Here is a 12868-nt window from a genome sequence, read left to right as displayed (position 1 = left end):
AACACGTTCCAGTAGTTTCGATCACTATGCCACAGGTCGACTTATGCTCGATCACGTCGACGCGTCAACGGCGCCTGACCGTCATTCGGTGTAGTCGCGTCCGTTCCACCGCAGTGTCTTCTTGGTGATCGTTCCGCCTGCGCAGTCGGGTGTGCAATTGTTGCTGCTCTGTTCGATCACGTACCGTCCGTCGGGCCCCGGGCCCTTCGCCTCGGCGTAGTAGAACAGAAATTTGCCGGTGTATCCGGATTCGTCGATGCCGGGATCGGCGAATCCGGTCGGAGTCGGGACCAGGATCAGGACCCCGTCGTATCGCCCCGGGTTGTACTTCACAAACGTGTTGCCGGTGGTGTCCGACGCGGGGGAGTAGAACGACAGGCTGTTGTTGTAGACACCGACCTTGATGGTCGGAAGGACCGCGCCCGTCTCGGTCACCGAGATCACGCATCCCGAGCCCGCCGAATCGCCCGGCGCGACGAGGAACACCCGGACCGTTCCCAACTGCGGGTGTTTCACGTCGGTCTGTCCGGTCATCGAGGTCGGGCAGGACCCGGACTGCGGCGGTGAATCGGGAAGTCGAGTATGCGCGGCGGGTTGTGCGGCGCAGCCGCAGGCGACGATGGCCACGATGCGTCCGGCGGCGCCCTCGCCCTGAACTGTCGCGCGGTACCCGGTGCCGTCAGCTGTACCCGCGTCGAAGACGACGGTGCGGGTTCCGTCGCCGTTGTCTGTATCCGACACCGGCACGCCGTAGAACCTGGTCGCATCGGCGACACTGCTGCCGCTCCCGATGCCGTCGATGGTGGTCGTCCCGCTTCCGGGACGGATCTCGACGAGTTCGCCGTCTGTGTTGAACGCCCAGTCGCAGTCGTGCCAGTGGTACACGGTCAGGTCGCCGTCTCGTGTCGACGACGTCGGGAAGTCGCCATGCTCCCGGCGGATGCCGTCGATCTTCTCGCCCAACTCGATCCCGTTGAACGACGGGCCGTTGAGCACGGTGGCTTGTGCGTTCTCGTCCTGTGTGGCCAACAGTCGAGCTTCCAGCTGGGCCCGGTTCGCTGCGCCGACGAACATCCCGCCGGTGCTCCCGGCGACGCACCGTAGTTGGTCGCTCGCCGCGCCTGACGTCTTGAATCCGACAGTTGAGATCGACAGCTTGGGGTGGGACCGTTTGAGCTCTTTCGCGACGTCGCACGGTGGAGTGCCGCAGGTGTCCTCGCCATCGGAGATCAGAACTATCGATGCGCTGGTGGCGGTCGGCAGTTGTTCGGCTGCGCGCTTCAGCGATTCCGCGATCGGTGTGAATCCGCGCGGAGTGACGCCGGCGATCGCTGACCTCGCGGCATCCTTGTCGACTGACCCCAGCGGGATGAGGACTCGCACGTCTCGGCACCCGGCGCGGCGCTCCTTCGGGGCGTTCCCTGTGCCGGTGCCGTAGGCGAGAACTGCCAGTCGCGACCCGGCGGGTATCGAGTCGACGAGACCGGTGGCGGCTGATCGCGCCGCATCGATCCGCGGTCCTGGCGCATCTGCGGTGAGCATCGAGTCCGATGCGTCGATGATCAACGCTGTCGGCGCGATCGCGGTGATCGCCTTGGACGTCGGAGCGGAGCCTGCGACTCGGGCCGGTGAGCCTTCGACGGAGCATCCGGCCAGGACTGTGGCGAGCGACAGGACAGCGACGGCGACCAGACGACGACGTTCGTTCACCAGCGCAGAGTACGTCCGCCGGGTCACTGATGATCGAACGCCAGGTCCCTATTACTTCGAACGGACGAACGACAGCACAGCGCCGTGTAGTACGAACGTGTGAACGCAGGTCACGATTGGGCACGCATTCATCACATTTCGGCACGAGACCGATGTGGCGAGAGTGATTTCACGACACCATCGTCTGCACCCGATCCCTGTTCTTCGTCAATTCTGGAGTGCCCTCATGAAGATCCGTCTCGCCGCCGTCGCTGTCGCCGCGTCCGCAGCCCTGCTCGGCGGTGTCGCCACCGCCCCGGCCCACGCCGCGCCCACCGGCCAATCCCTAGCCGCCAAGAACGCGCTCGATTCGATCAACCCCCAGCCGACGGACGCCGCAGACGTCACCGGCGGAATCGAAGCCGCGAACGCGATCCTCAAGCAGTTCGGTATCACTCCATTCACGCCCACCATCGGCGCCTGCACCGACTTCACCTTCCCGCTGGCGCTCGGCGGCGCAGTTCCGGGTCCGTACACGCCGCCTATCGGAGACCTGACGGTGCCGCTTGTCGACATCGACCTGAACGCGGTGCAGAAGGGCGAGATCCTGTACGGCTTTGTGCCGATCGGAGCCTTCAACGACTCCGGTGACAAGTCCGGAATGCAGGCGGCGTGGTTCAACATCAACACGATGAAGGGCGGTCTCGGTGCTCCGATGGGTGGCATCACGGATGTCATCCTCGACGGCGTCGCGAAGCGGATCGGCAAGCTCGCGCCCGGACTGAAAGGGGCCGCACAGCTCGCAGTCGACACGACCCTCAAGCCTGCTCTGAACCTGATTCCGTCCAACGGAGTGCGCGGCGGAATCGTCGACACCGGGTCGGGAACCGTGCTCTCCGCGATCTACGGATCGGTGAAGAAGGGCGACGCCACCTGCTACTTCTTCCCGTCGCTCGGCATCGCGACCGCGAAGTAGTTCGCCGGTACTCAGCAGCCGCCCTCCTCCGCCCATCGGCGGGGGAGGGCGGCGCTGTGTGCGGCGAGTGGCCGGACCGTACGATGGACGGGCCAGCGCGCCCGACGAGTCGGGTAGGGAATCCGGTGCGAATCCGGAACTGACGCGCAGCGGTGAGAGCGACGTTCCGGACACGATGCCACTGGTGAGAACACTGGGAAGGCGTTCGGCAAGCGGCAGACCTCGAGTCCGAAGACCTGCTGGCTCCGGCGGGCAGCGGTCCGCAGGATCCGCTGAGAGTCTCGCGAAAACAGACTCGGACCCGCTGAAGGACTCCATGTCTCTCACCGCACGTCATATCCTGATCGGCTCGACCGTTCTCATTCTCGCCGTCGCCGGATGTGGAGCGACCGATCCGGAATCGTCAACTGCCTCCGCCGAAGGCTTTCCGGTGACCCTCCAGAACTGCGGCCAGTCGGTGGCTGTCGACGCGCCGCCTCGACACATCGTCTCGCTGAACCAGGGCAGCACGGAGGTCCTGCTTTCGCTGGGCCTGGCCGACCGTATCGCTGGTACCGCGACGTGGACCGACCCTGTCCTCCCGTCGCTCGCCGACGCCAATGCACGCGTGAAGCGGATCTCCGACGACTGGCCGTCGTTCGAGGCGGTGCTCGCCGAGGAGCCGGACCTGGTCACGGCGTCGTTCGGTTCCACGCTCGGCAAGGGCGGCACGGCGCCGCGCCAACGGTTCACCGACCTGGGCGTGCCCACCTACCTCGCGCCGTCGGACTGCGAAGGCAAGAACGACTCCGGCGGGGACGGCTCCCGAGACGAACCGATGACCCTCGACTCGGTCTACAAGGAGATCACCGAACTCGGGACTCTCACCGCGACTGCGGACCGGGCGGCCGCGGTGATCGCGGATCTGAGGAGTCGCGCTCAGGCGGCCGCCGATTCGATCGATGCACGCGGGACGCGGGTCGCGTACTGGTTCTCCGACTCCGAGTCGCCTTATCTCGCAGGCTGCTGTGGCGCGCCCGGGGTGATCAGTTCCGCACTCGGCCTGAAGAACGTTTTCGACGACACGCACGACGAATGGCCGCAGATCAACTGGGAAGTGGTCGCGAGCCGTGATCCGGAGGTCCTCGTCCTCGGAGACCTGACGCGCGACATCCAGACCGGCGAATCAGCGAAGGGCAAGATCGCGTTCCTCGAGTCCAATCCGGTCACCCGTGAGATGGAAGCAGTGAAGAACAAGCGCTATATCCTGTTGTCCGGGGCCGCGATGAATCCCTCGCTGCGGACGGTTTACGGCATCTCGGATGTGGCGGCCGGATTGAAACGGCTCGGCCTGGGCCGATGATCCACCGCCTGCAGACCCGACCGACCGCCCTCGCCGCACTGTGGCTGGGCGGTCTGGTGCTGCTGATGATCTCGATCGGCTTCGCGGTGACGATCGGCCCTTCCGGTCTCGGCATGTCCGACGTCGCCGCGTCTCTACGCGCGGAGATCGTCGGCGGCACGTCCGGCTTGAGTCGGCTCGAGGAGTCGATCATCTGGCGGCTCCGGCTCCCGCAGTCGGTCCTGGCCGCCGCGTGCGGCGCGGGCCTCGCGGTGTGCGGCGGTGTGCTGCAGTCGTTGCTGCGGAACCCGCTCGCCGATCCGTTCGTCCTCGGCGTCTCCTCGGGAGCGTCGGTCGGCGCGGTGTCGGTGATCCTCCTCGGGGTGGGCGCGGGTGTCATCGGCATGGCCGGCGGCGCGTTCGTCGGCGCCATCGCCGCGTTTGCGCTCGTCCTTCTCCTCGCTCGGCTCGCGGGCGGCACGACGGACCGGGTGGTGCTGGCTGGAATCGCCGTGACGCAGCTCTTCTCGGCGTTGACCTCGTTCATCGTCTACACGTCCGCGGATGCTGAGCAGACCCGTGGAGTGCTCTTCTGGTTGCTCGGGTCGTTGTCGTCTCCGTCGTGGACCGAGGTCGCGATGTGCGGAGCCGTGACGGTGGCCGGGCTCATCGTGTGTCTGCTGTACGCCGGCGCGCTCGACGCGTTCTCCTTCGGCGACGATGCGGCAGCGTCCCTCGGGATCCACGTGGCGCGCACGAGGCTCGTGCTCCTGTCGGTCACGGCCCTGATCACCGCTGTGGTGGTCAGTGTCGCAGGCGCGATCGGATTCGTCGGTCTCGTGCTGCCGCACGCAGCGCGGGCGATCGTCGGGGTGCGGCACCGAGTGATGATGCCGACGCTTGCGCTGCTCGGAGCGTTGTTCCTCGTGTGGGCGGACGTCGCAGGCCGTGTGCTCATCGAACCGCGTGAACTGCCGATCGGCGTGATCACCGCGATCGTCGGTGTCCCGGCGTTCGTCGTGGTCCTGATCCGAGAGGGCAGACGATGATCCTCCAGGCGCACGACATCGGGTGGGACGTGGGACGGCGGACCATCCTGACCGGGGTGGATCTCACCGTCGGCGCGGGCGACGTCGTCGGGTTGATCGGGCCGAACGGGTCGGGGAAGTCGTCGTTGCTGCGGCTCCTCGCCGGACTCCGCCGTCCGACGCGTGGGCGGGTCGACCTCGACGGCGACGACCTCAGGTCGGTGTCCAGGCGCACCGCCGCACGTCGAATCGCGTTCGTCGAACAGGCCGCCGTCACCGATCAGAATCCGACAGTGGCCGACGTACTCGAACTCGGCCGCACGCCGCACCGTCGGTCGTGGGCGATCGGCTCGGATCGGGACAGGCGAGTGATCGCCACCGTGGCGCGGGAAACCGACATCGAAGGGCTGCTCGGCGAGCGCTACGGCGCACTGTCGGGAGGTGAACGTCAGCGAGTCCAGATCGCACGGGCATTCGTCCAGGAGCCCGAGGTGATGATCCTCGACGAGCCGACGAACCATCTCGACGTCAAGTATCAGCTCAGTCTGCTCGACCTGGTGTCGACACACGTTCAGAAGACGTCCGCGGCTGCGATCGTCGCGTTGCACGACCTCAACCTCGCCGCGGCCTACTGCGACCGCATCGTCGTCTTGGCGGGCGGCAGAGTCGTCGCCGACGGAACTCCGGCAGAAACTCTCACCGAGGAGACTGTGGCGTCCGTCTTCGACGTCAAGGCCCGCATCGTCGACGACGACGGACTGTGGGTCCGAGTGGATCGCCGTTGACGCTTGTAGGGTTGGAGAAATGTCGTCGGACAGTCGGGAGCCGCTCGTGCCGCCGGTGATCGGGCTGCTCGGTCCGGTCACAGTCGACGGACGTGCCGTGCCGGGCGTTCGCGCCCGCAGACTCCTGGTCGCACTGGTTCTCGCAGGTGGACGCCCGGTGTCGTCGGCTGCCCTCATCGACGACGTGTGGGGCGACGATCGGCCCAAGTCGGCGCAGGCGGCGCTGCACACTCAGATCTCCCGTCTGCGTCCCTTGGTGGGTGACGCGGACCTCGCGGGTTCGGACGGCTCCTATCGCCTGACCGGTCTCGCCACCGACCTCGAATCAGTGGAACGGCTGCTGACGCGAGGCGATCCGGAGGCCGCGGTACGCCTGTGGCGCGGCATCCCGGGAGCCGACCTCGGCACCGATGACGGCCCCGCGGAACGGCTCCGCGTCGAAGCCGACCGGTTGCGCATTCACCTCGACGACGCTCGGGCGCATTCGGCGTTCGCTTCAGGCGACTATGCGACGGCCTCCGACATCGCCCGCGCCCGGATGGCCGACGACCGTCTCGACGAATCCGCGCACGTGCTGCTGATGCGTGCACTCGCCGCCGACGGACGAAAGAACGAGGCGCTCGCCGTGTACGCCGCGCTCAGGCGCACACTCGCGGAGGAACTCGGCGCGGATCCGGGCGCGGAGGCGACGGCTCTGAACGCCGCACTCGTCGCAGGCAGACCGCAGACGAGGGCGACACGTCGGTCACCCAGGCTGCGCCCCGAGCCCCTGATCGGACGTGCCGAGGATCTGGCGTCACTTCACGACCTGATCGCCCGGCACCGGGTCGTGACCGTTCTGGGTCCCGGCGGAGTCGGTAAGACGAGCATCGCCTCTGCGATGGGCGACGACCTCTCGGACAGCGGGGCATCCGTCTTCTATGTTCCGCTCGCCGCTGTCCGCGACGACGACGACTTGATCGGTGTGGTGGCGTCGGCACTCGGCGTCGGCGAGTCGGACGTGCGGACCTCGTCGGTGCCCAGGCTGCATCTGCGTGATCTCACGGACAGCCTCGGTGACGCGCTGCGCGCTGTCGACGCCGTTCTCGTTCTCGACAACTGCGAGCAGGTGATCGATGCCTGCGCGGTTCTGGTCCAGGGGCTGATCACCGCTCTGCCCGCGCTGCGCGTCGTCGTCACCAGCCGGTCGCCGCTGCTCATCGCTGCGGAGCAGGTGTATCGGCTGCCCGTGCTCGACACAGAAGGGGCGGCGTCGGCGGGAGTGGAACTGTTCACCGCTCGCGCGCTGTCCGTGCGTCCGGACGCGGAACTCGACCCGGTCGCGGTCGCGGCACTCTGCGCCCACCTCGACGGTGTGCCGCTGGCCATCGAGTTGGCGGCCGCTCGAACTCGAGTGATGAGCGTCGGCGAGATCAGCGACGGTCTGGTCGAGCGATTCGGGCTCCTCCGATCCGCCGATCGGACGGCGCCGCATCGTCATCGGACACTCGAGGCGGTCATCGACTGGAGTTGGGACCTGCTCGACGACGATGCCCGAGTCGCACTGCGTCGGACGTGCCTGTTTCCTGATGGTTTCTCGAACGCGGCCGCGGCAGTCGTCGTCGGCGTGTCGGGAGCGGTGTTGGCCGACGCGTTGACGGCGTTGGTCGATCAGTCGTTGCTGCAGGTGGACGAGTCCGGCGGCCGCACCCGCTTTCGGATGCTCGAGATGGTTCGAGAGTTCGGCGAGCGACGCGCGTCCGAGGCGGGTGAGGTCGCCGAGACGACCGCCCGGATGGGACAGTGGGCGCGCGAGATGTGCCGAGACGTGCGCGGTCGCTACGACCAGTCGCCGGACAGTGTGCTGGCGGCGGAAGTCGACGTCGAGAGCGAGAATCTCGTGTGGGTGCTGCGCCGCGCAGTCGCGGCCGGAAACGCACCCGCCGTGGACGTCGTCGTCGCGGTCTTTCCCGTGATCGCGGCGTTCTGGGCCAGCCGAGGACTGCACCAGGAGGTGGGCGCGTGGGGTGTCCGGGTCATCGACGCTCTTGGAACGCCGCCGACCGATCCGGACGACGACACACGAACCGCGTGGCAACTGACGCTGCTGATCGGTGCGGTGCACCTGCTCCCGCACCGCGACCTGCGTCGGGTCGCGACCGCCGCGTATCGACTGCGCCGCCTGCATCGGCCGGAACGGACCTACGACGACGTGGTGGAGTTTCTGGTCGCGGTGTCGTTGGCGCGTCGTCCGTTGAAGGCCTATCGCACGGTTCTGCGCGGCCTCGAACCTCATCGGCCGGACCGTGTCCGGTGGGTGGCGCTCACGATCCGGTTCAACGTGCGCGAGAACGCGGGTGATCTAGACGGGGCGCTCGCCGACAGCGGCGAGGTCGCGGCTCTCGCCGAGCGTCCGGACTCGTTCGCGGCGGCGATGACCGACATGACGACGGCCAGCGTCATCGGACAGCAGGGCCGCTGGGCGCAGGCGCTGACCCTGTACGAACGGGCCGTCGACCGGTTGAACAAGCTCGGCGCCGTCGACGACGCACGGCAGGTGGACGGGTACATCATCGCGATGCTGCTCTCGCTGGGGGAACTCGACCGTGCGCGAGTGGCGATCGATGAGCTCAGCGATGGGTGGAAGCCGAATGATCCGACTCCGCAAGGGAATCCGGAGACAGTCGCGCTGATGATGATCGTTATGGCCGAGTACCAGCGGCTCGCCGCCACCGAACCGGTCGGTGCGATCGTCGGCCTGCTGCAGCGAGCCGCCGACCTCCTTCTCGGACAGAGCGACGACACGTCTCGGGACCCGGGGCTGATGGGGTGCGTGACGGCGACGGTCGCCGCGCGCATCAGACTCGGAACAACCGAGGGCGTCGACGAGAGTCTCCTCGCATTGGCCGATGCGGTGTTGTCGATGCGTGATCACGCAGGCTGGGTCGATGTCCCGCACAGCGCGGGCGTCGCCTTCGTCAGCGGTGTCCGGCGCTGCCTCCAGGCGCCCGGCGACCCCGCGGGGGCCCGGTGGATGGCGTTGGGTCTGCGGCTGCGGCCCCGCCACGACTACCCGGCCGTCCACGAACTGATCGAGGACGCGGAAAGCCTGTCTGGCTGCAGTGGCGCCGAATGGGAGGCGGTCGTCGCCGACACCGCTGCGCTGTCGCGGAAGAAGGCGCTCGACGAACTGCACGAGCAGTTCGCCGAGCGCCGGTCAGCGGCTGCTACTTAGCGGTGCGGATGTACGCCCGGACGGCCAGCGGCGCGAAGATCACGACGATCACAGCGGCGCCGAGCAGGCTCCAGAGGACGTGCGTTCCGACGTGACCGTCGTTGCAGAGTTCACGGACGGCCGAGACGAGATGACTGATCGGATTGACGTTCACGAAACTGCGCAGCCAACCCGGCATCGTCTCGACGGGCACGAACGCGTTCGACATGAACGTGAGCGGGAACATGATCATCATCGACACGCCCTGGACGGACGACGCCTTGCTCATGAGGCACCCCATCAGCGCGAAGATCCACGAGACGGCGAAACTGCAGATCAAGACGAGGACGACAGATGCGAGGACACCGAGGGGTTCGGGACGCCAACCCATCGCGATGCCGACCGTGAACGTGATGACACTCGCCAGCAGATAACGGACGACATCGGCCAACAGGGCTCCCGCGAGTGGACTGATCCGTGCGATCGGCAGCGACCGGAATCGGTCGAAGACGCCTTTGTTCATGTCCTCGCGCAGCTGCGTGCCGGTGACGATGGAGGTGACGATGACCGTCTGGACGAGGATGCCGGGGATGATGACGGGCAGATAGGAACTGACGTCGCCGCTGATCGCTCCGCCGAAGATGTAGGTGAACATCAGTGTGAAGATGATCGGCTGCAGCACGACGTCGAAGAACTGTTCGGGGTTGCGGCGCATCTTGACCAGGCCGCGGAACGCGAACGAGAACGACTGGCGGACCGCGTCGGCGACGCTGACCGAGGTTTTTGCGGAACTGCGGACCGAGTCGATGCTGATCGATGTCCGCTCGAGAGTGGTTGTCATGGTGAAGGAGTCCTTTCGCTCAGTCGCGGCCGGTGATGGTGAGGAACACCTCGTCCAAGCTGGGCTTGGACACGGCGATCTCGTCGACGGTGATGTCGCGGTCCCGGAGGGCGATGAGGAGGTCGGGCACCAGGTCTTGCCGGTGCAGGGGAGTGGTGACGCGGCCGGCTTCGGCACTCAACGTCGCCGGTTCGCCGAGGACTGCTTCCGCGAGCTCGGCGACAGTCGCGGCGTGGGCGTGGTCGACTGGCGTGAGCGTCAGGGTGCTTGTGCCGATCGACTGCTTGAGCTGGTCGGCGGTTCCGTCGGCGATCACGCGACCGCGGTCGATGACGGCGATGCGGTCGGCCAGCTGGTCCGCCTCGTCGAGGTACTGGGTGGTCAGGAGGACGGTTGAGCCCTGAGCGACCAGTTTCCGGATCGTCTCCCACATCTGGGCGCGAGTACGCGGGTCGAGGCCCGTCGTCGGTTCGTCGAGGAACAGGAGGGGAGGCGTGTCGATCAGGCTGGCCGCGAGGTCCAGGCGTCGTCGCATGCCGCCGGAGAAGTCCTTGAGTGGGCGATCGGCGGCTTCTTCGAGTGCGAAGTCGGTGAGGAGTTCGTCGGCGCGGGCCTTCGACCGGCTCCTCGACCTTCCGAGCAGTCTGCCGAACAGGATCAGGTTCTGGCGGGCGCTCAGATCTTCGTCGACGGATGCGTACTGCCCGGTGACGCCGATGAGGGAGCGGACGGCGACGGCGTCGTCGACCACGTCGTACCCGAACACTGTCGCCTCTCCGGCATCGGGCCGCAGGAGGGTTGCGAGCATGCTGACGGTGGTGGTCTTGCCTGCCCCGTTTGGACCGAGGACCCCGTAGACGGAGCCGGCGGGAACCTGCAGGTCGACGCCGTCGACCGCGGTGTTGTCGCCGAAGCGCTTGACCAGGCCGCGGGCGTCGATGGCGAGTTCCACGCCGGCCCTCGGCGACGATGCGGTGGCGCCGTGCGGCGCGAGAATTGAAGTCATGCCGAGCACTCTGCTCGGTTGACCTGTCGTGGCCCTTACGTCGTCTTACACGGGGCTGTTGTGGTCTGGCGTCAGAACATGGTGCCCGAGAAAGGTGCGTGATCGGTGGCGAAGAGCAGGTCGAGGGCGGCGATCACATCCGGGCCGGGATGGGCCGAACCCTCGTGCAGCCGTCCGGCTGCAGCGAGTTGACGCCAGCGGGTGCCGCCGAGGTAGACCGACGCCAAGTCGGCCACGTCGACGGTGACGTCCGCGGCGGTCGAGCTGCGCTCTGCGCCGTCTGCGGTGATTCGGTACCGCCCCTCGTTGGACGGGAGCCGACGGTCGCGGACGGCGATCGTGACGGGTCGTCCGTGCCCGTACGAGCGGGCGGCCAGCGCCGCTTCGACGTCGATGAGCCGGAGCCAGATCTCATCGTGGACCTCGCCGAGCTGTACCGATCGCTGATCGGTCACGAGCAGGGGCAGCGGATCGTCGACGGACAGCGAAGCGACGGTGATCGTGTCGACGAGATCGAGGCTGAACAGGTGGGCCCACAGCGCACGATGTGCGGCGCTGTTCAGAGCGACGAAATCGGTGACTTGAATGGTCCGATTCCGGCTGGTCCACCACGTCGCGGAATCGAGCGGACGGTAGACGGCGTACCCGTCGTCGACGCCGTCGGTGCTGTGGACGATCACGTAGCGAAGCGGCTCTGCGTGCGCCCGCCGTTCTGCATTGACCCACCAGGACGCCGACCGTGTGGTCGCGCCGGGTGTCGTGATCCGTTCGTGTATCGCGGCCAACGACGAGACGTCGACGTCGTCCGCGATCCGTACGGCGCCGGGATCGTCGGGAAGCTGGCGCAGGCCGGTCCGGATCCGATCGATTCGAGCCGAGCGGCTGTGCGACGCGATTCCGTATCCGTACCGTCCGTAGATCACCGCCTCGGATGCTCGCAGGGTCGCGACCGCTTCGCCGCGAGCCGCCGCTTCGGTGAGCTGTCTGGCGATGAGGGCGGTCAGCACACCACGACGGCGGTGGGTCGGCAGCACGCCGATGTGAGTGACGGCCGCATGCGGGAGACGCGCCCCACCGGGCACGGTCAGCGACGTTGCGTACGAGTCGGCGCCGCCGACGATCCGTTCGCCGTCGAACGCACCGAAGTAGCGACCGTCCTCGGTGATCGTCGCCGCGTCCAGATCGCCGAAGTCGAGTCCGATCATGGCTCGCCCGAAGACGGCGAACGCCTCTCTCACCTGGTGAGGGGAGGTGAGAGGTTCGATCCGGACATTGCTGCTGGGCACGTGGACGATCACCCTGCCGAATGTAGTGGACCGATCCGCGGCGCTCCCGACCGCGATGCACACGGGGAGTGATTCGCGTCTAGACCAGGCGTTTTCTCTAGGTGCGAAAGCCTCTGATAAGGCATGATTGAAGGCGAGTGCGCCGCGCGGGCAAGGGGTCCGCGATGTGGGCGCATATTCAGAGAGTGAGATTGTGGTGGCTGTCAGCGGCAAGGTTGTGCATTTCGACTCGAATCGCGGGTTCGGATTCCTGGCACCGGTCGACGGTGGGGACGACGTGTTCCTGCACATCAATGACATCAGCATCGACGAGAACCTGCTGCGCCCCGGCGCAGTTGTGGAGTTCGACGTCGAGAGCACCGACCGTGGCTCGAAGGCCACGAACGTGAAGGTGACCGAGGAGGCTCCGGCAGGCGATCCCGCCGCTGAGCGCGCTCACCGTCGTGAAGACACCCGTGGTCGTTTCGGCGACCGCGACCGCGGAGATCGCGGCGACCGTCGTGACCGTTTCGACCGCAACGACCGCGGTGATCGTGGCGGCGACCGCGGCCCGCGTCGTCCGAGTCGCAACGCAGGCGGCCCGCTGTCGAACGAGATCACCGAGCTGCTCCTCGATTCGTCGCCCGACCTGACCGCGCGTCAGATCACGGCGATCCGTTCGCGGATCCTCGACCTCGCCGCTGCGCGTGGGTGGTCGAACGATTAATTCCGGACCTGCTGGTCGGTTCGCTGCTGACCCGCCT

General features: G+C 67.1%; 10 protein-coding genes and 1 riboswitch. Of the genes, 6 read left to right on the top strand and 4 right to left on the bottom strand.

Annotated elements, in window-relative coordinates:
* Nucleotides 1-81 precede the first annotated feature (81 nt).
* The gene (locus JVX90_RS11185) at nt 82-1710 is read right to left on the bottom strand and encodes a VWA domain-containing protein (RefSeq protein WP_205328855.1); all 1629 of its coding nucleotides are present in this window, start codon (nt 1708-1710) and stop codon (nt 82-84) included.
* A 226-nt stretch (nt 1711-1936) separates the two neighbouring features.
* Here JVX90_RS11185 and JVX90_RS11180 point away from each other — a divergent pair, with 226 nt between their 5' ends.
* From JVX90_RS11180 to JVX90_RS11160, 5 genes are all read left to right on the top strand, one after another.
* On the top strand, nt 1937-2665 hold the full coding sequence (locus JVX90_RS11180; protein ID WP_205328854.1) for a hypothetical protein: 729 nt from the start codon (nt 1937-1939) through the stop codon (nt 2663-2665).
* Between the two features lie 76 nt (nt 2666-2741).
* A riboswitch (cobalamin riboswitch) is annotated at nt 2742-2924 on the top strand.
* A gap of 57 nt (nt 2925-2981) precedes the next feature.
* Nucleotides 2982-4007 carry an ABC transporter substrate-binding protein gene (locus JVX90_RS11175; RefSeq protein ID WP_205328853.1) on the top strand — a complete coding sequence of 342 codons (1026 nt, stop codon included), beginning with the start codon at nt 2982-2984 and terminating at the stop codon, nt 4005-4007.
* A complete protein-coding gene (locus JVX90_RS11170) occupies nt 4004-5035 on the top strand; it encodes an iron chelate uptake ABC transporter family permease subunit (protein WP_205328852.1) in 1032 nt (343 codons plus the stop codon). The genes JVX90_RS11175 and JVX90_RS11170 overlap by 4 nt, the downstream gene beginning before the upstream one ends.
* Nucleotides 5032-5799 carry an ABC transporter ATP-binding protein gene (locus JVX90_RS11165; RefSeq protein WP_205328851.1) on the top strand — a complete coding sequence of 256 codons (768 nt, stop codon included), beginning with the start codon at nt 5032-5034 and terminating at the stop codon, nt 5797-5799. Before JVX90_RS11170 ends, JVX90_RS11165 begins: the two co-directional genes overlap by 4 nt.
* Before the next feature lie 19 nt (nt 5800-5818).
* The gene (locus JVX90_RS11160) at nt 5819-9013 is read left to right on the top strand and encodes a BTAD domain-containing putative transcriptional regulator (protein WP_205328850.1); all 3195 of its coding nucleotides are present in this window, start codon (nt 5819-5821) and stop codon (nt 9011-9013) included.
* On the opposite strand, the gene JVX90_RS11155 is transcribed toward JVX90_RS11160, so the two are convergent.
* The 3 genes from JVX90_RS11155 to JVX90_RS11145 all read right to left on the bottom strand — a co-directional run bounded on the left by JVX90_RS11155 (nt 9006) and on the right by JVX90_RS11145 (nt 12044).
* Nucleotides 9006-9833 carry an ABC transporter permease gene (locus JVX90_RS11155; RefSeq protein ID WP_205328849.1) on the bottom strand — a complete coding sequence of 276 codons (828 nt, stop codon included), beginning with the start codon at nt 9831-9833 and terminating at the stop codon, nt 9006-9008. The two genes, JVX90_RS11160 and JVX90_RS11155, sit on opposite strands and share 8 nt — an antisense overlap.
* Nucleotides 9834-9852: 19 nt before the next feature.
* A complete protein-coding gene (locus JVX90_RS11150) occupies nt 9853-10839 on the bottom strand; it encodes an ATP-binding cassette domain-containing protein (protein ID WP_205328848.1) in 987 nt (328 codons plus the stop codon).
* Nucleotides 10840-10910: 71 nt separating this feature from the next.
* Complete coding sequence (locus JVX90_RS11145; protein ID WP_205332389.1) at nt 10911-12044, bottom strand: GNAT family N-acetyltransferase; 1134 nt, start codon at nt 12042-12044, stop codon at nt 10911-10913.
* A gap of 277 nt (nt 12045-12321) precedes the next feature.
* Here JVX90_RS11145 and JVX90_RS11140 point away from each other — a divergent pair, with 277 nt between their 5' ends.
* Complete coding sequence (locus JVX90_RS11140) at nt 12322-12831, top strand: cold shock domain-containing protein (RefSeq protein ID WP_205332388.1); 510 nt, start codon at nt 12322-12324, stop codon at nt 12829-12831.
* Nucleotides 12832-12868 lie beyond the last annotated feature (37 nt).

Origin of the sequence: Gordonia sp. PDNC005 (genome assembly GCF_016919385.1) — a bacterium.
GTDB lineage: Bacteria > Actinomycetota > Actinomycetes > Mycobacteriales > Mycobacteriaceae > Gordonia.
Note: the sequence above shows the minus strand (reverse complement) of the source record. Positions and strands in the feature narration are given on the sequence as shown.